The organism is Priestia sp. GS2 (assembly GCF_036409025.1).
Taxonomy (GTDB): domain Bacteria; phylum Bacillota; class Bacilli; order Bacillales; family Bacillaceae_H; genus Priestia; species Priestia aryabhattai_A.
The window spans coordinates 429,696-445,962 of sequence record NZ_JAZGJX010000001.1; the positions used below are offsets into that span (position 1 = coordinate 429,696).

At 36.0% G+C, this 16,267-nt stretch carries 21 protein-coding genes; 16 read left to right on the forward strand and 5 right to left on the reverse strand.

All coding sequences use genetic code 11. The annotated features are described in order from the left end of the window. Positions 1–58: 58 nt before the first annotated feature. From V2145_RS02225 to V2145_RS02250, 6 genes are all read left to right on the forward strand, one after another. Positions 59–235 carry a hypothetical protein gene (locus V2145_RS02225; protein ID WP_179289214.1) on the forward strand — a complete coding sequence of 59 codons (177 nt, stop codon included), beginning with the start codon at positions 59–61 and terminating at the stop codon, positions 233–235. Between the two features lie 130 nt (positions 236–365). Continuing rightward, positions 366–1,889 carry a rhomboid family intramembrane serine protease gene (locus V2145_RS02230; RefSeq protein WP_311856693.1) on the forward strand — a complete coding sequence of 508 codons (1,524 nt, stop codon included), beginning with the start codon at positions 366–368 and terminating at the stop codon, positions 1,887–1,889. A gap of 113 nt (positions 1,890–2,002) precedes the next feature. Continuing rightward, positions 2,003–2,203 carry a YqgQ family protein gene (locus tag V2145_RS02235; RefSeq protein ID WP_094910801.1) on the forward strand — a complete coding sequence of 67 codons (201 nt, stop codon included), beginning with the start codon at positions 2,003–2,005 and terminating at the stop codon, positions 2,201–2,203. Positions 2,204–2,210: 7 nt separating this feature from the next. Beyond that, positions 2,211–3,176, forward strand: a complete 966-nt coding sequence (locus V2145_RS02240) for an ROK family glucokinase (RefSeq protein WP_094910800.1) — start codon at positions 2,211–2,213, stop codon at positions 3,174–3,176. 289 nt (positions 3,177–3,465) lie between these two features. Then, a complete protein-coding gene (locus V2145_RS02245) occupies positions 3,466–5,370 on the forward strand; it encodes an LTA synthase family protein (protein WP_311856696.1) in 1,905 nt (634 codons plus the stop codon). A gap of 92 nt (positions 5,371–5,462) precedes the next feature. Beyond that, the gene (locus tag V2145_RS02250; protein WP_330987289.1) at positions 5,463–6,368 is read left to right on the forward strand and encodes a M14 family metallopeptidase; all 906 of its coding nucleotides are present in this window, start codon (positions 5,463–5,465) and stop codon (positions 6,366–6,368) included. 54 nt (positions 6,369–6,422) lie between these two features. On the opposite strand, the gene V2145_RS02255 is transcribed toward V2145_RS02250, so the two are convergent. After that, entirely contained in the window at positions 6,423–6,596 is a 174-nt protein-coding gene (locus V2145_RS02255) for a DUF2759 domain-containing protein (protein WP_025911564.1), read from the reverse strand. Between the two features lie 196 nt (positions 6,597–6,792). Between V2145_RS02255 and V2145_RS02260 the strand changes: the two genes are divergently transcribed. Continuing rightward, positions 6,793–7,425, forward strand: a complete 633-nt coding sequence (locus V2145_RS02260) for an MBL fold metallo-hydrolase (protein ID WP_311856698.1) — start codon at positions 6,793–6,795, stop codon at positions 7,423–7,425. Positions 7,426–7,468: 43 nt separating this feature from the next. Here the strand turns inward: V2145_RS02260 and V2145_RS02265 are convergent, their stop codons facing one another. Then, positions 7,469–7,708: a DUF2626 domain-containing protein gene (locus V2145_RS02265; protein WP_094910796.1), complete on the reverse strand. Its 240-nt coding sequence runs from the start codon at positions 7,706–7,708 to the stop codon at positions 7,469–7,471. Between the two features lie 294 nt (positions 7,709–8,002). Between V2145_RS02265 and V2145_RS02270 the strand changes: the two genes are divergently transcribed. The 8 genes from V2145_RS02270 to comGG all read left to right on the forward strand — a co-directional run bounded on the left by V2145_RS02270 (position 8,003) and on the right by comGG (position 12,579). Beyond that, complete coding sequence (locus tag V2145_RS02270) at positions 8,003–8,386, forward strand: Spx/MgsR family RNA polymerase-binding regulatory protein (protein WP_094910795.1); 384 nt, start codon at positions 8,003–8,005, stop codon at positions 8,384–8,386. 208 nt (positions 8,387–8,594) lie between these two features. Then, positions 8,595–9,653, forward strand: a complete 1,059-nt coding sequence (gene comGA / locus V2145_RS02275; RefSeq protein ID WP_094910794.1) for a competence type IV pilus ATPase ComGA — start codon at positions 8,595–8,597, stop codon at positions 9,651–9,653. Positions 9,654–9,699: 46 nt separating this feature from the next. Further along, positions 9,700–10,692, forward strand: coding sequence for a competence type IV pilus assembly protein ComGB (gene comGB / locus V2145_RS02280; RefSeq protein WP_256993311.1), 993 nt, complete (start codon positions 9,700–9,702; stop codon positions 10,690–10,692). A gap of 13 nt (positions 10,693–10,705) precedes the next feature. Then, entirely contained in the window at positions 10,706–11,017 is a 312-nt protein-coding gene (gene comGC, locus V2145_RS02285; protein ID WP_094910792.1) for a competence type IV pilus major pilin ComGC, read from the forward strand. Then, a complete protein-coding gene (gene comGD / locus V2145_RS02290; RefSeq protein WP_256993310.1) occupies positions 11,004–11,453 on the forward strand; it encodes a competence type IV pilus minor pilin ComGD in 450 nt (149 codons plus the stop codon). The genes comGC and comGD overlap by 14 nt, the downstream gene beginning before the upstream one ends. Beyond that, the gene (locus V2145_RS02295; protein WP_094910790.1) at positions 11,437–11,772 is read left to right on the forward strand and encodes a type II secretion system protein; all 336 of its coding nucleotides are present in this window, start codon (positions 11,437–11,439) and stop codon (positions 11,770–11,772) included. The genes comGD and V2145_RS02295 overlap by 17 nt, the downstream gene beginning before the upstream one ends. Then, positions 11,769–12,197: a competence type IV pilus minor pilin ComGF gene (gene comGF / locus V2145_RS02300; protein ID WP_330987290.1), complete on the forward strand. Its 429-nt coding sequence runs from the start codon at positions 11,769–11,771 to the stop codon at positions 12,195–12,197. The genes V2145_RS02295 and comGF overlap by 4 nt, the downstream gene beginning before the upstream one ends. Next, positions 12,160–12,579, forward strand: coding sequence for a competence type IV pilus minor pilin ComGG (gene comGG, locus V2145_RS02305; RefSeq protein WP_311856701.1), 420 nt, complete (start codon positions 12,160–12,162; stop codon positions 12,577–12,579). Before comGF ends, comGG begins: the two co-directional genes overlap by 38 nt. Positions 12,580–12,629: 50 nt before the next feature. On the opposite strand, the gene V2145_RS02310 is transcribed toward comGG, so the two are convergent. Next, positions 12,630–13,256: a cupin domain-containing protein gene (locus V2145_RS02310; protein WP_131888291.1), complete on the reverse strand. Its 627-nt coding sequence runs from the start codon at positions 13,254–13,256 to the stop codon at positions 12,630–12,632. Positions 13,257–13,400: 144 nt separating this feature from the next. On the opposite strand from V2145_RS02310, the gene V2145_RS02315 reads away from it, so the two are divergent. After that, positions 13,401–13,592 carry a YqzE family protein gene (locus tag V2145_RS02315; protein WP_094910786.1) on the forward strand — a complete coding sequence of 64 codons (192 nt, stop codon included), beginning with the start codon at positions 13,401–13,403 and terminating at the stop codon, positions 13,590–13,592. 37 nt (positions 13,593–13,629) lie between these two features. Here the strand turns inward: V2145_RS02315 and V2145_RS02320 are convergent, their stop codons facing one another. Together V2145_RS02320 and V2145_RS02325 are read right to left on the reverse strand one after the other, a co-directional pair. Continuing rightward, positions 13,630–14,451 (reverse strand): YqhG family protein, encoded by an 822-nt coding sequence (locus V2145_RS02320; protein ID WP_330987291.1) that lies wholly within the window; start codon positions 14,449–14,451, stop codon positions 13,630–13,632. Then, complete coding sequence (locus V2145_RS02325) at positions 14,438–16,114, reverse strand: DEAD/DEAH box helicase (RefSeq protein ID WP_311856703.1); 1,677 nt, start codon at positions 16,112–16,114, stop codon at positions 14,438–14,440. The genes V2145_RS02320 and V2145_RS02325 overlap by 14 nt, the downstream gene beginning before the upstream one ends. Positions 16,115–16,267 lie beyond the last annotated feature (153 nt).

Here is a 16,267-nt window from a genome sequence, read left to right on the forward strand (position 1 = left end):
AGCTAAAGGATAAAGGAAGTGAAACTGTGCATGCTAAATCGTAAGGAGGTTTAGCGAAATGAAACGTTTTGTAGGATGGCTTAGTGTACTTTTAATCGGTTATGTTATATACCAGATAAGATATCGTTTAGTTAACGTGTTTTTTCGTAATTCGTTTTTACGTAGCTTAGCAGTTCGTTCATTTTTTAATATGCCTTATGTGCGTGAGCGTTTAATGAATCAAGTGTTTCGCTAAATGCAACGCATAATAAAAGCACTTTATAAGCCAACTTATAAAGTGCTTTTATTATGGGGAGAAAAGATTGATTTTTTAAGTTTTTTTTGCGATGGTAATAAAGAGAAAAAAACAGGGGGAGGCATAAGAAATGTCGGCCATGCAAGATTATTATTATTGGTCCTTTATTCATGCAGTACAACATAAGAAAGAATATTCGCTTATACATACGAATCATGATGGAACAGAAGTGTGGTTTGATTATAACAGACGAGGTGAAAAAACAACGTTTCGAGTGGCTCGTAAAACCTTTAGCTGGGAGAACGATTTCCAAAAAGATCAAGTGCTAGCGTTAGAGCGCGCTGAAGGGCTGCGAAAGCAACGGTTTCAGCGTAGAATGACCTTTCACAATATATACATAATGGATTTTGAACCTTTGCAATACGAGGGCAACGAGCAAAAAAATCTTCAGTTAAAAAAAATGAAGGTAAAAGTAGAAAGGTATGTTGGCGAACAAGTTTATAAAATGGAATCGCTATTTTCACTTTTAGACTTAGCAGCACCAAATGTTGAAAGGTACTCTGAAGAAGAGTTATTTCACCAAGCACACCAAATACGCTATGAAGTATTAAGTAAAATTGATGCAGAACGTAAAGAAGAAGAGAAATTATTTCAGTATGGAAAACCTTTCTTTACATACATCTTTCTTGCTGCTCAAATTTTAATGTTTCTATTTTTAGAATGGAAAGGAAGCAGTGAAGATCCGTTAACTCTCATTGAGTATGGTGCTAAATACAATCCTCTTATTTTAGAGGGAGAGTGGTGGCGGTTTTTTATGCCAATCATTATACATATTGGTGTTTTTCATCTATTAATGAACAGCTTAGCGCTCTATTATTTAGGAACATTGGTAGAAAGAATGTATGGTAACGCACGCTTCTTATTTATTTATATACTAGCAGGATTTGCTGGCGTTTTAGGAAGTTTTGTGTGGACTTCAAATTTATCAGCAGGAGCTTCAGGTGCAATATTTGGCTGTTTTGGTGCGCTGCTCTTTTTAGCACGTACAAATCCACGAGTCTTCTTTCGGACAATTGGATACAATGTATTAGCTCTAATCGTCATTAACCTTATCTTTGGCTTAGTAGTACCAGGAATTGATAACGCAGGACATATTGGTGGGCTCATCGGTGGGTTCTTAGCTGCAAGTATTGTTAGTTTGCCGAAGAAACCAAAGCTATACGTACAGATACCAGCACTTGTATCAACTATATTGCTCGTAATGGGCCTATTATATTATGGATTTTATGTTCGAACAACAACATCAGATGAGCCGTACGCTCTCAGCTTAGCAAACGAGTATATTGAACAAAAAGAATATGAAGTAGCGGTTAAATCTTTAGACAGCTTTGTAGAACGAGATACAAACAATGCATTGATTTACTACTTAAGAGGGTATGCTTACGCACAGCTTAAAGAATATGAACGTGCAGAGCAAGATCTAAGAGAGTCCGTTAGGTTTAACTCTAATTTTCACGAAGGTTATTACTACTTAGCTTTATTGAATGCGGAGTTAAATCACATAGATGAAGCGAAAGACAACGTAGAAAAAGCCTTAGCAATAGAACCAGCTAACAAAAAGTATCAAAATTTACAAAGGAAATTAAATGGATAAAAATAGACAGAGAACTTAAGATTTTCTGCTTTACTATTGTGAGAACGTTTACTAAAATAAACTAGATAGGATTAAATGGACTCATTATTTTATGACTATATGCAGGTGAAGAGATGAACACATTATACGATGTGCAACAACTTTTAAAATCGTTTGGAATCATCATATATATTGGTAATCGTCAAGCTGATATAGAGTTAATGGAAACAGAGATACGAGAGCTATATCAATCAAAACTGATTGAAACACAAGATTATCAAATGGCAATTTTATTACTTAGGCAAGAATTACAAAAACAAAAGGAAAAAGGATGAGTACACAATGGATGATAAATGGTTAGTTGGTGTTGACTTAGGTGGTACAACAATTAAGATGGCTTTTGTTAATCAATATGGAGAAGTAATTCATAAATGGGAAATCCCCACAGACATTAGTGAACAGGGTCGCAAAATTCCAACAGATATTGCGAAAGCAATTGACAAAGAAGTAGTGAACCTAGGAGAAAGTAAGTCAAAGCTTATGGGGATTGGTATCGGTGCTCCAGGCCCTGTGAATTTTGCAAACGGTTCAATTGAAGTAGCAGTTAACTTAGGTTGGGAAAAATTCCCTATCAAAGATATTCTAGAAGTAGAAACTTCTTTGCCTGTGGTAGTGGATAATGATGCAAACATTGCAGCAATTGGTGAGATGTGGAAAGGTGCAGGAGACGGAGCGAAAGATTTATTATGCGTAACGCTTGGAACAGGTGTAGGAGGCGGCGTTATCGCAAACGGTGAAATCGTTCAAGGGGTAAACGGTGCTGCTGGTGAAATTGGACATATTACATCAGTTCCTGAGGGCGGAGCACCATGTAACTGTGGGAAGACAGGCTGCTTAGAAACTATTGCTTCTGCAACAGGTGTTGTGCGATTAGCAATGGAAGCAGTTGTGAACACGGATAAGCCAAGCACTCTTCGTACACTTCTAGATGAGCATGATCAAATTACTGCTAAAGACGTGTTTGATGCTGCGCGTGCAGACGATGAATTAGCAGTTGAAGTTGTTGACAAAGTAGCATTTCATTTAGGACTAGCGCTTGCAAATTCGGCTAACGCATTGAATCCTGAGAAGATTGTTCTTGGGGGTGGTGTATCACGTGCCGGAGATGTGTTGCTCAACCCAGTGAAGTCTTACTTTAAAAAGTTTGCGTTCCCACGAGTAGCTGAAGGGGCAGAGTTAGCAATTGCTACACTCGGTAATGATGCTGGAATTATTGGCGGTGCATGGTTAGTTAAAACATATGTATAAATAGATGTAAAACAAAAAAGAGAATGGTAGATGATTCTACCATTCTCTTTTTTATGTAAAATAAAAGAAGGATTATCTGAACTCTTTGGTAAATTATCTTAATTATGTTTTTTTGAAACTTTTTAGAAGAAAAAACGTAGAAAAAGAGAGATATCCAATCTTATCATAACATTTCAATTGTACAGGTAATATGTTATAAATCATTTGCTTTTTTGTAAAAAAAACATTAAGATTAGGGTCGTTATATGACATTTACTATGTCTGAAAACAGTGGATAAGGAGGTCCTTAATGAAAGACAAAATTTCATTGTCAAAGTTGTCGTTTATTCTTACTGCTGTCGTTTTACTTTGGATAAAAACATATATTGTTTATAAAACACAGTTTGATATTACAATTGAGAATTCGACACAAGAGTTTCTATTGTTTATAAACCCACTGAGCTTTTTATTGCTTATTCTAGGGGTAGGTTTATTCTTTAAAACACGTAAAGGAGCTAAAGCTTACGTTTTAACTACTAGCTTCATAGTTTCCTTTATTTTATTTGCAAACGTCATGTTCTATCGTTTCTTTAATGATTTCCTAACGTTACCCGTTCTTTTTCAAACAAGTAATATGGGAGACTTAGGAAACAGTGCGTTTGAGCTGTTTAAATTGACGGACGTTTTAATGTTTGTAGACGTGATTTTTCTAGCAATTCTCGCTTTCTTATTTAAAGCAAACAATAAAGTAGACGAGCCGACTACTCGTAAGACAAGGTTTGCTTTTTATATCGCAGTGGTGGCCGTGTTTATTTCAAACTTGGCTCTCGCTGAAACAGAACGTCCAGAACTATTAACTCGTGCATTTGATCGTGAAATGCTGGTGAAAAATATCGGTACGTACAACTATCATATTTACGATATTGTACTGCAGTCAAAAACAAAAGCCCAGCGAGCATTTGCTGATAGTAGCGAATTTGTCGAAACAGAAAACTACTTAAAAGCAAATCAAAAAGACCCAAATCCTGATATGTTTGGAAAAGCAAAAGGGAAAAACGTAATTGTTGTTTCACTAGAGTCTACCCAAAGTTTTGTTGTGAATAATACGATAAACGGTGAAGAAGTTACGCCATTTTTAAATGACTTTATTGAAGAGAGCTATTACTTTGATAATTTTTATCACCAAACAGGACAAGGAAAGACTGCTGATAGTGAGTTCTTATTAGACAATTCACTGTACCCACTAGGGCGTGGATCGGTATTCTTTACGCATGGAACCAATGAATTTAATGCAACGCCTGAAATATTGAAAGAAGAAGGTTACTACTCTGCTGTTTTCCACGCAAATAACAGTAGTTTCTGGAACCGAGATATTGTATACCCTAACTTTGGTTACGATCGATTCTTCAATATTAATGATTACAACGTAACAGATGAAAATTCTGTAGGATGGGGATTGAAAGATAAAGAATTCTTTGAACAATCTGTGGAACATATGAAAACATTACCACAGCCTTTTTATTCAAAGTTCATTACCTTAACAAACCACTTCCCGTTTGAGCTAGATGAAGAAGATCGAATGGTTGATGAGTACGATTCAAACAGTCGCACGTTAAATCGTTACTTCCCAACATTACGTTATCAAGATGAAGCGTTTAAACAATTCATTCAAAAGCTAAAAGACGAAGGATTGTATGAGGATTCCATTATTGTTGTATATGGTGATCACTATGGTATTTCACAAAACCATAACGCAGCAATGGAAAAATATCTAGGAAAAGAAGTAACGCCTTATGTATGGACACAGCTACAGCGAGTGCCTATGGCGATTCACATTCCTGGAGAAACCGATAATAAAACAATTTCAAAAGTTTCAGGTCAAGTTGATTTAAAACCTACTATTTTACACTTATTAGGTATAGCTACAGATAATCACGTGCAGTTTGGAACAGATATGTTTTCGGAAGATAAGTTAGATTTCACTGTACTTCGTGACGGAAGCTTTATCACCGATAAATATGTGTATGCTAGTGATAAATGCTATGATAAATCTACTGAGCAAGAAACAGATATAAGTAATTGTGAACCTTATATGGAGAAAGCAAAGCAGGAATTAAGTTACTCTGACCAAATTGTATATGGAGATCTTCTACGTTTCTATGACGGAACAAATTATCGTCCAGATAAAAAGCAAAAAGAAGCTGATAAAGAATAAGAAAAAAGACTTTAACATTCGTGTTAAAGTCTTTTTTTGTTCATGCTTCGTCATAGTTTTAACATATAGATAATAAAGAGGAGCGTGATGTGATGACCATTGTAAATGAATTTGTTCCATATAACTATGAGCGAACAGTAACTGACCTCTATCGACTACTTTCTAAGTATCCTTATGGAAAGGTTGAAAGCATTGGAAGGAGTGTACTTGGAAAACAAATTCCACATCTACTCATTGGCCATGGAACCCATGTTGTACATATAAATGCTTCATTCCATGCAAACGAGTGGATTACAACAAACGCGCTAATGAAATTTCTAGAAACATATTTACGAGCCATTTATCGAGGAGAACGCGTTGCCGGAATTGACGCTCAGCTTTTATACGAAAATATTACTTTATCAATTGTACCAATGGTAAATCCAGATGGTGTGAACTTAGTTATAGATGGAATAAACATGCAAGAAGGGTATGCAGCTTTCATTCCTTATATAGGAAGGGAGGTTGATGATTTTCAAGGGTGGAAAGCAAATATTAGAGGAGTGGATTTAAATAATCAATTTCCAGCATATTGGGAAATTGAAAGGGATCGAAAAATTCCAAAGTCACCTCATTTTCGAGACTTCCCTGGCTATGCTCCTTTATCTGAACCTGAGGCTAAAGCCATGGTAAAAGTTGCAAAACGTTATCAATTTGACTGTGTAATTGCGCTGCATACACAAGGGGAAGAGTTTTACTGGGGATATATGAATACAGAACCGAAGGAAGCGAAAGAAATGGCTGATTATTTTGAGAAAGTGAGCGGATACCGAGCGGTAAGAACAATTGACAGTCATGCTGGATATAAGGATTGGTTCATTCTTGAAACTGGAAAGTTGGGCTTTACGCTTGAACTTGGTAAAGGAATTAACCCAATTCCTTTATCACAATTTCATATTTTATATCCAAAAACAGAAGCCATTTTGGCTAATGCAATGAATATGCTTGCATGTAAATAAAGTATAATATTAATAAAAGCGCCTCTAAAAGAGGCGCTTTCTTATACTCATTCGTTAATGAGCTGCTGGATATCCGTGATGTAAAATAGTCATAACCGTAAACCAACCAAACACAGCAAACGTTGCCACAGCAAAGCCTACTCCAAGGAAGTTTTTATTGCGCAAAGATGAAATAGCGGCAAAAATACCTAATAGTGTTGTTAAGCCTAATATAATCATTAGTCCCATGAAACAACCTCCTTATTTGTAAGGATTGAAAGTAAAGCGCTAACATACTTCTAACTTCTTTATTGTAAAACTTTTCTAAACATTTGTCGAGGTGAAAAATTCGCAAAACAATGTTCAAGGGTTTTCATTTATCTATATTTATGTGTATGATAAAACATAGAGACAATGAACTTAGAAAGATAAGGAGGCGCTGCTGATGAAATATCATCGCGTACCGCTAGGACCTATACAAACAAACTGCTATTTACTCGTAAATAATGATAAAGAATGCTTAATTGTTGACCCAGGCGGCGAGGGAAAAAAGCTTAATCAACTCATACATAAGCAACAATATAAACCACAAGCAGTGGTGTTAACTCATGCGCACTTTGATCATATTGGTGGAGTGGATGATGTAGCATCACATTTCTCTATCCCTATATATGTTCATAAAAAAGAAAAATCTTGGTTAAAAGATCCAGAAGTAAATGGTTCCACATTCTTTGGCTTAGGAGAAGTAACGGTTAAATCTGATGTGACGCTTTTTGCCGGAGAGGGTAGTACAACGATTGGATCATTTTCGTTTGAATTATATGAAACGCCAGGTCACTCACCAGGCAGTGTATCCCTTTACTTTAAAGAAGCAGAGTTAGTTATTTCAGGAGATGCATTGTTTGAAGGAAGTGTTGGACGTACCGATTTACATGATGGGAATCACGAACAGTTGTTGAAAAGCATTCATACAAAGCTTTTAGTACTGCCTGAAGAAACGTTAGTTTTATCTGGACACGGTGCAGAAACAACAATCGGTCAGGAAATGGATCACAATCCGTTCTTAAATGGATTTTAAAAAAGAAGCAGCGATAAATTCATCGCTGCTTCTTTTTTTATCATTATTGTCCGCCTGGCGCCATCATAAATGTACTCCAGTAAGTAAATCCTACAAAGAATACTGTTAAATAAGCACCAAACACATAGATGTACATACGTTCTGACAGTTTTAAATAGCTTAGTAAGACAAAAAAACCTGTTTGAGCTAAAAAGAGCAAGGATGTTTGTGGCATATGTCCAAGGTAAAACATGACTGCAAAAATCCCTGTCCAAAACCCCATTACACGGTACATACGTTCCATGTTTGTTGCCTCCTTTATCCCACTTGTCAATTATTAATTATAAAGTACAATTTATCCAATTGTAAATATAATCTAAGCGAGCGTGTTTAACGAGTATTAAACACGTGTATATAAAAAGATAAGTAATTCTTTTCCATTATAGTACATTTATAGTTTGATGAAAACGTTATCTTTTGGGTTTTGTTAATATTTTTATGAAAAACAACAAAAATAATATAAAATAGTGTACAAAAGTTATACAAAACATGTACAATGTATATAAATTAATTAAACGATCTTACAGGAGGCTATAAAATGGAATCAGTGATGTTTTATACGTATCCAAGTTGTACATCTTGTCGTAAGACGAAAAAATGGCTTGTAAAGCAAGAAGTTAATTTCAATGAGCGCCACCTTTTCCGCGAAACCCCTACTTATGAAGAGATGCTTGAACTATTATCAATGACAACTGAAGGTATTGACGAAATTTTAGCGAAGCGGAGTCAAGAATATAAAAATTTAGATGTCGATGTAGAAAGCATGACGCTATCGGAAGTCGTTCATTTGTTGATAGAGCAACCAAGACTTCTGAGACGGCCCATCTTAACAGATGGTAAAAAGCTTGTAGTAGGATACAATGAATCAGCTTTAAAAAACTTAGTAAAAAAGCAGAAAAAAGTTTCATCCATGGTGGGGTAATGTCAGTAGTTATAATAGATGAATGAACGGTAACGATTAAAGTTAAATAAATCGTTACCGTTTTTTTATGTTTTCGTGGAAAAAGTAGTTCTGAGTCGGTTTTTTGAAAAAAAAATAAAAAAAGAAGGAATTTATCTAAATAAGTCGAATTTTAACTAACACTACCGAGAAACATGCTTAAATATGACAGGAAAAGGAGAGATGTTCTTTGAACGAAATTGAACAATTAGCCACCCGCATGATTGGTGAAGCATGTGAGATGAAGAGCTCAGACATTCACATTATTCCTCGAGCTAGAGATGCCATAGTTCAGCTAAGGGTTGATCAAGATTTAGTGGCTCATCAAACGCTCCCAAAAGATGTATCTGAACGACTTATCTCCCATTTTAAATTTCTAGGAAGCATGGATATTGGTGAAAGACGCAAGCCTCAAAATGGTGCACTGTCTACAACAATTAATCACATCAAAGTTAATCTACGTTTATCCACTTTACCTACATCGCAGGATGAAAGTCTCGTTATTCGTGTATTACCCCAAACACAAACAACTTCTCTTAAACACTTATCACTTTTTCAAAATCATACAAAAAAACTTATTTCGCTGCTTAAGCATTCACATGGTTTAATTGTGTTTACTGGGCCGACGGGATCTGGTAAAACAACGACTTTATATACGCTACTTCATGAGGTTAAACATTTGTTAAATCGCAATGTCATTACGCTTGAAGATCCGATTGAACAGCAGAGCGAAAAAGTCCTGCAGGTACAGGTCAACGAACGAGCTGGTATTACGTATGCAACGGGATTAAAAGCAATTTTACGTCATGATCCTGATATTATTATGGTCGGTGAAATTCGTGACGCTGAAACAGCTCAAATCGCGGTTCGTGCAGCCTTAACCGGTCATCTAGTGTTGACAACTATGCATACAAAAGATACAAAAGGCTCTATTTATCGGTTGCTTGAGTTTGGTGTTAGTATTCAAGAAATTGAACAAACGTTGGTAGCTGTAGCTGCGCAGCGATTGGTCGAAATAAAATGTAATTTCTGTGAAGGGAAATGTCATCCACTATGTAAGAGAGAGCGTTTAAATAGACAGGCAAGCGTGTATGAGCTTCTATATGGGAGAGAAGTAAATCAAGTACTCAATGAAGTGAAAGGAAAGGAATTTCAATATGAATATGCACGACTAAGAGATGCAATTCGAAAAGGTATTGCGCTTGGCTATTTATATTCACATGCGCTAGATGGGTGGGGGTCCTATTAAACGAAAAAGATCTAACAAACATTGGGGGCTTTCTAAACAAGCTAAAATGTTAAGTCAGCTATCAAAGCTTGTTGAAAAAGGCTATACGTTATCTCAAGCCTTATCTTTTATAGCATTTCAGCTATCAGCGAAGCAGCGCAGCGATATAAAAGCTTGTTTAACAGAAATGCGTCAAGGGAATTCTTTGCACAGCTGTCTTTTAAAACTGAATTTTCACCGAGATGTGCTAAGCTACCTTTATTTTGCTGAACAGCATGGAGACCTTCATTTTGCTTTAAAAGAAAGTAGTTATATGCTAAGTGAGAAAATAAAGAACAAAAAACGATTTCAAAAGCTAGTACAATATCCACTTTTACTTTTAGGGTTTATACTGGGAATTTTATTCATATTAAGCACCGTTTTATTACCACATTTTCAGTCTCTGTATAAAACAATGGGACACGAACAATCACCGTTTCTTCTTATCTTCATGTCGACTATGTCTTACTTTCCACATGCACTTGTTGGGATTACAGGAACCTTATTGCTAATCGGAGGTTTGTATCTTATTAGTACAAAAAAACTAGCTCCTGTAGAAAAGATGAATATCTTAATGAAGGTTCCTTTTATGAAGCAATTTACTAGGCTGTTCAATTCATATTTTTTTGCTGTCCATACAAGTAATTTATTAAAAGGGGGGCTGTCAATTTACGAGTGTCTTTCACTCTTTCAATTGCAGCAACATTATCCGTTCTTTAGAGAAGAGGCCAAGCTTTTCACAACAGAACTTGCCGCGGGAAAAGCTCTTAATCAAATTCTACAATCCCGCCCTTATTATCAAAAAGATTTAGCAGAGGTGGTTATTCATGGACAAAAAAATGGTGATTTAGCAGAAGAATTGTACGACTACAGTCTATATATGGTCGAGAGAATGGAAGAGTGGATTTTTCATATTCTAAAGTATATTCAGCCAATTACGTTCGCTTTTATCGGTATCGTTATTCTACTTATGTATATGTCAGTCATGATGCCAATGCTAGAAATCATGTCGAGTTTATAAAGGAGATTCAAATATGTTAAAAAATGAGAAAGGTTTTACTTTAATTGAGATGCTCATTGTTATGTTAGTTATTACAGTGCTATTGCTTATTATGGTGCCAAACGTATTAAAGCACAATGCTGTTATTAACAATAAAGGGTGTTCTGCTTTAGTGAAGACAGTCGAAGCACAAGTACAGGTGTATGAGCTTGAAAACGGAAAAAAACCTACTTTAAACGATCTTGAAAGCGGAGGGTACTTAAAAGAAGGAACGGTGTGTCCAAATGGTTCCAAAATTACAATAGGCACGGATGGGCGGGTATCAGCGAGTGATGGAAACTCGTAAAATGAATCAAAAAGGCTTTACGCTAATTGAGTCCTTAATCATATTAGCCGTTGTGCAAGTTATGGTGTTAATTATTGTCATCAATTTAAAACCTCTTATGGACCACTATCAGTTAACCTCTTTTTTACGTCAACTTCAAGCAGATACCTTTTATACGCAGCAGCTAGCTATGACTACGCAACGTCCGGCAAGGCTTACATTTGAGCCAGTGAATTCCCGATACGTGTTGCTTAGAGTTGGAGCTGAAAAGCCCATTATGCAAAGAGGTTATCATTCCAACATTCGTATTGTGTTTAGCAGCGGCACAAATTCAATTCAATACAATGAGCAAGGAAATATTTCTCAAGCGAAAAGTTTGTTCATTTCGAACAACAAAGAAACATATAAGGTCACGTTCCAAATTGGAAGAGGGCGCTTTTATGTTACGAAAATATGATAATCAAACAGGCTTCACACTACTGGAAATGCTAGTAGCATTCAGTGCGCTTATTATGCTCACTACCGTCATTGTTCCTTTATATATTCAAGCAATACAAGCTGAAAAAGATAAGAAGCGAATGTATGTGGGAAATGCACTTTTGTATGAAAAAGTCATGACTGAGGCTAATCAAAAACATTTACTGTCTGAAAAGAGGACGTATAACGGCATTGACTATGTCATTGTATTCAAAGAAGAACCGGTTTCAGAGTGGTGTGTTTCTTGGAAAAGAGTTAATCAGAAAACAATAGAAAGATGTGAATCTACGTTACAATGAAGAACCAAAAAGGTTTTACATTAGTAGAGATGTTACTTAGTTTAACGATTTTCTTTGTCATAGTGTCCTTCATTCCACCTATTCTGTCATTAGCTAACCCAAACCATGATAAGGATAATTTAGCGACGGAAATGGAATGGGAAATCTTTATTCAGCAGCTAACAAAGGAATATCGAAGAGCGCAGCATGTTAGTATTAATGAAAAAATTTTATCCTTACAACTAAATGGAGAGCCCTTAATTACGTATGAACCTTTTAGTGATAAAGTCCGTCGAAGAGTCGATCAGAGTGGTCATGAAGTTGTCTTGCAGTTTGTGAAATCAATTGAGTACAAGCACCAAAACAATTTACTTCGTATTAAGGTGGTATATAAACACGGTGAAATTCATGAAACAGCGATTAAAACATTTATGCACGTTGAATAAGGCTACAAAAGCGTGCCAAGCGGGATTTGTTCTCCCTTTTGTACTAGCTTTTAGTGCATTATTTTTGTTTTTACTGTCCCATCAGTTAGTGTATTTTGTAACGAAAAGTACATTTTATGCAGAAGTAAATCAGCGTCATGAATTAGATTATTTACTTCAAAAAGGAATTCGAGATTTACAAGTTGATGTTCGCAGACATCATTTTTCACAAGAAAGCGATGGATCCATGACTTATGATTCAGGAACGGTTAAGTATCAAGTGCTAAGGCAAGCGGAGGATAGTGTGACTATTCAGGTTCGCTGCGCTACAAATGAAGGGAGACAACTTATTCATACAATTACTTTTCAGCGAGAAAGCGGTAAGGTGATTGCTTGGGTTTAGGCACAAAGCAAAAGACCTTGAATTTATCAAAAATTCAAGGTCTTTTGTCATTAATCATCGATTTCAACATCTTTATCGTTGATTTTGATTTTTACATGATGCTTTTCAACATCGCGGTCTGAGTAATTATTGGAAGGTGGACCAATAACTACGGTTTCATCGATGGGCTCCAACGCTTGTTTAATTGTCTTTTCATTGACATTATAAGCTTTTTGAAATACTTCGGGAGGTGTTAAGCGGAGGATATCCGATCCTTCCGATGATTCGAACTGGTCGTTATTAAAGAAAAGGTGTAAATGGGCTTCTTCTGTTAGTGGTTCGATCCAATGCCACCAACCCATTGGGATAAAAGCTACATTTCCTTCTTTAATTTGAAATGTGTGTAGACTGCTTGTATCTGGATCTACAATAGATACTTGAACTTCTCCAGATACAACAACATCTAATTCCCAAGCGTTAGGATGCCAATGAGGTTCTCTCATATGACCTTTTGTTAAATATAAGTCTACAAAAGCTCCACCAATCATGGCGGGAAGCTGAGTAGATGTTACTCGATACGCAATGTTGTTGGCGTCTCTTTTAAATAATATGCTGTTTTGGTAGTTAAACGATAAGTTTGGTGTACCAGACGTCTTCTTAATATTCGAATTATCAGGAACGAATCCAGAGTGACTCATAGTTGTTTCAACCTCTTTCTTACAATGGAATATAACGTATCATATTATTAGTTAGGAAAGAGTGTGTTACATCACCATAAAGTCTTCTTGTTTTGATTAATAGCTTTTCAGCGAGGATATACTAGTTCGTGAGGAGATGATTATTTGAAAACAAACGACTATGTGAAGTACGTAACGCAGCAGCTTGTTCAATATATGGATCAACCGAAAGAGATTCGTAAAACCAAACGAATTGAAAAGAAAGAAGCACGAGATCCATTTTTTAATAGGTGGTTTGGAATGATTCCTCTGTCATTTCAAATTTGGTATCGAAATACGAAAAAAGGTAAAAAGTAGCTAGCGCTCTTTTTACCTTTTTTATTTATGAAATGTCTTATGCGAAGTGACGTGAAAGGTGATGATTTACAGTTTGTTCAGACAGGTAGAACAACCCTCCATTTGTTATTTTTGTTAAAATAACAGGCTCATATAAATCTTGTAAGGCTTGTTTTTCTGTTGTATAGCTTTCCGGTACTTCTTCCATATTCTCATAGAAATGATCTAAAAGTCCTAGGTCTTCATACCATCTTTCTTGCGCTTTTTTAGCCCATTCCATCGGTTGCTTTGAAATGTGATCTTCCACATAAGCTGATAATCTTGAAATTCCACTTTTTGGGCGAATGATTGGTGAGAGTGTAAAGCAGTAGTCGGGAATCTTTGACGTAAAGTCTTGCTTGGACATCATCAGCTGAAAGTTATCAAGAATTACTCCTGTAATTAAATTTAACCCAAGCGATAGTAATTCATCTTTTTTTCGGTCACACTTATACGATACTTTCATATTTAAAGCAAGCCAAGGCTGAAGCGAACGCTGCGATTGTGAGTGAGAATGCATTTTTTCATATAGATGAACGAATCCACCAAATTTTTGAGCAGAGCCAAAAATTTGGTGTAAGCGCGGTGAACCAAAGTGAATTTTTTCGCCTTGTACAGATGAATCATCATAAGTTGGATCAGTTATAAACGTAAGTGAAGCCGGATTAGGTTCTCCACCTGTTTTTTCAATATAATGCCAATAAAAGGGCCGATTCATAAGCTCTTTATCCATGTCAATAGTAAGCTGAACTTTTAAGTAAGATGGGTGGTCTTCTGTCAAGTTACAGCCGTGTGCCGTAAAATATGTTTTGAGAAACTGATGAATGTCAGTTTGCTGCATGTTGTTCACCTTCTTCATCTTCGTGATATTCAATAATGGATGTGAGATTGTTCATCTTAATTTTCATTTCTCCTTCACTTCGTGAATGAAGAAGGATATCTTGAATGTGATCTTCAATGTTGTCAATTTCTAGCTTTGTTAAAATTTCATCCAGCTCGCCAACAACACGCTCAAATAAATTTATTTTTTCATAAAGCAGCTTCAAAATATGTTCTTCGACTGTATTTTCAATTGCTAGATTATAAATGTGCACGTCATGCTGCTGGCCTAGTCTATGAACGCGCCCAATCCGCTGCTCTAATCTCATTGGATTCCAAGGTAAATCGTAGTTAATAATATGGTGACAGAATTGAAGGTTAATTCCTTCACCACCAGCTTCCGTTGCGATAAAAACCTGAGCGTGACTTTCAAAAAGCTGCTTCATCCAGTCCTTTTTCCCACGCTTAAATCCACCCCTAAACGGAACCGATGTAATACCGTGTTGTTTTAAATACCACTGTAAATAAAGCTGAGTTGCACGATACTCCGTAAAAATAATGACTTTATCATTAATCTGTTGGATTAATTCAATCACCTTTTCTGCTTTTGCATTTTGAGGAACTGTTTGTACTTTTTCAAGTAATGGTTTAAGCATCTGAGTAGCTTTTTCACTATTTTCATCCTCTTGGCGTTCAAGCATGCTTTTTAACGTCATAAATACGGCTTCACGACTGCTACAAGCTTCGCGTTGCAATGTTAAAATGGCAAAGGAACTGCTGGGTAGATGGGCATGCTGCTTAAATGAGGTGATTTGATCATATAATTCTCGTTCTTCAGATGAAAACTCAACAGGAACAGTTTGAACAATGCGCTTTGTCCATTCAATACCTGTGTCTTGCCTGCGATTTCGAATCATCACTTTGTTAACGAGCTCCTTTAAATGCTCATCATTTTGAACCGAACGCTTCTTAGCAGAAAATAAATCAGCAAAATAATCTTTGTTTCCTAGATGCCCTGGCTTTAATAACGAAACTAAATTAAAAATCTCTTCTACACGATTTTGAATTGGTGTTGCTGTTAATAATAAGCAAAACTTTTTCTTTAAGCTTTGAACAAACTCATAGTTTTTTGTTTTGTTATTTTTTAGTTTATGAGCTTCGTCAATGATGATAAGGTCATAATCTTGTTCTAACACAATTTCACGATGAGGAGAGCGTTTGGCTGTATCAATGGATGATACCACTACGTCGCATTGCTCCCACACGTACGTCTTCTTTTGGGGGACAGCAGGGATGAAAAATTTATGATTAAGTTCCATTGCCCATTGAGATACAAGAGATGCCGGTACAAGAATAAGGGCTTTTTTTACAAGACCACGAATCATATATTCTTTTAGGATAAGCCCTGCTTCAATTGTCTTTCCAAGCCCCACTTCATCGGCTAGAATTGCTTTTCCATTCATCTCTTCTACCACTTTTTTAGCTACTTCTAACTGGTGTGGATGTGGCGTTAGATCTGTTAAATGACGAGGTGCTTGTAGACCTTCGAATTCAGTAATTAACGTTTGCTCCTCAATTTCATATGCTAATTTATACATTTCCCAATCAGACCAAGGTCCATCTTGTTCAAGTTTATTTAAAAAAGTAGATTCCCATGCTTCATCTTGCTTCATACTAATGTTCATCGTTAGTTTTGCTCCTTTCTGAAAGTTTTTATTGAACTGCTGAACAGAATCATGTAGGATAAAAATATATTTTAGAAAATTTTAAATAGAAAATAGATTATCACTAAAAAAACTATTGTGTTATTGATATGTGTAAGTAATAGTTTCTTAGTA

What these genes read in the sequence shown, in the direction of transcription:
- V2145_RS02250 (WP_330987289.1), top strand. Translation starts at nt 5,463, where the DNA reads ATGACCATTGTAAATGAATTTGTTCCATATAACTATGAGCGAACAGTA.
- V2145_RS02270 (WP_094910795.1), top strand. Translation starts at nt 8,003, where the DNA reads ATGGAATCAGTGATGTTTTATACGTATCCAAGTTGTACATCTTGTCGT.
- V2145_RS02255 (WP_025911564.1), bottom strand. Translation starts at nt 6,596, where the DNA reads ATGGGACTAATGATTATATTAGGCTTAACAACACTATTAGGTATTTTT.
- V2145_RS02245 (WP_311856696.1), top strand. Translation starts at nt 3,466, where the DNA reads ATGAAAGACAAAATTTCATTGTCAAAGTTGTCGTTTATTCTTACTGCT.
- V2145_RS02295 (WP_094910790.1), top strand. Translation starts at nt 11,437, where the DNA reads ATGTTACGAAAATATGATAATCAAACAGGCTTCACACTACTGGAAATG.
- V2145_RS02265 (WP_094910796.1), bottom strand. Translation starts at nt 7,708, where the DNA reads ATGGAACGTATGTACCGTGTAATGGGGTTTTGGACAGGGATTTTTGCA.
- V2145_RS02320 (WP_330987291.1), bottom strand. Translation starts at nt 14,451, where the DNA reads ATGCAGCAAACTGACATTCATCAGTTTCTCAAAACATATTTTACGGCA.
- comGD (WP_256993310.1), top strand. Translation starts at nt 11,004, where the DNA reads ATGGAAACTCGTAAAATGAATCAAAAAGGCTTTACGCTAATTGAGTCC.
- V2145_RS02230 (WP_311856693.1), top strand. Translation starts at nt 366, where the DNA reads ATGTCGGCCATGCAAGATTATTATTATTGGTCCTTTATTCATGCAGTA.
- comGG (WP_311856701.1), top strand. Translation starts at nt 12,160, where the DNA reads ATGAAACAGCGATTAAAACATTTATGCACGTTGAATAAGGCTACAAAA.
- V2145_RS02325 (WP_311856703.1), bottom strand. Translation starts at nt 16,114, where the DNA reads ATGAACATTAGTATGAAGCAAGATGAAGCATGGGAATCTACTTTTTTA.
- V2145_RS02240 (WP_094910800.1), top strand. Translation starts at nt 2,211, where the DNA reads ATGGATGATAAATGGTTAGTTGGTGTTGACTTAGGTGGTACAACAATT.
- comGF (WP_330987290.1), top strand. Translation starts at nt 11,769, where the DNA reads ATGAAGAACCAAAAAGGTTTTACATTAGTAGAGATGTTACTTAGTTTA.
- comGC (WP_094910792.1), top strand. Translation starts at nt 10,706, where the DNA reads ATGTTAAAAAATGAGAAAGGTTTTACTTTAATTGAGATGCTCATTGTT.
- V2145_RS02310 (WP_131888291.1), bottom strand. Translation starts at nt 13,256, where the DNA reads ATGAGTCACTCTGGATTCGTTCCTGATAATTCGAATATTAAGAAGACG.
- V2145_RS02225 (WP_179289214.1), top strand. Translation starts at nt 59, where the DNA reads ATGAAACGTTTTGTAGGATGGCTTAGTGTACTTTTAATCGGTTATGTT.
- V2145_RS02235 (WP_094910801.1), top strand. Translation starts at nt 2,003, where the DNA reads ATGAACACATTATACGATGTGCAACAACTTTTAAAATCGTTTGGAATC.
- comGB (WP_256993311.1), top strand. Translation starts at nt 9,700, where the DNA reads ATGTTAAGTCAGCTATCAAAGCTTGTTGAAAAAGGCTATACGTTATCT.
- V2145_RS02260 (WP_311856698.1), top strand. Translation starts at nt 6,793, where the DNA reads ATGAAATATCATCGCGTACCGCTAGGACCTATACAAACAAACTGCTAT.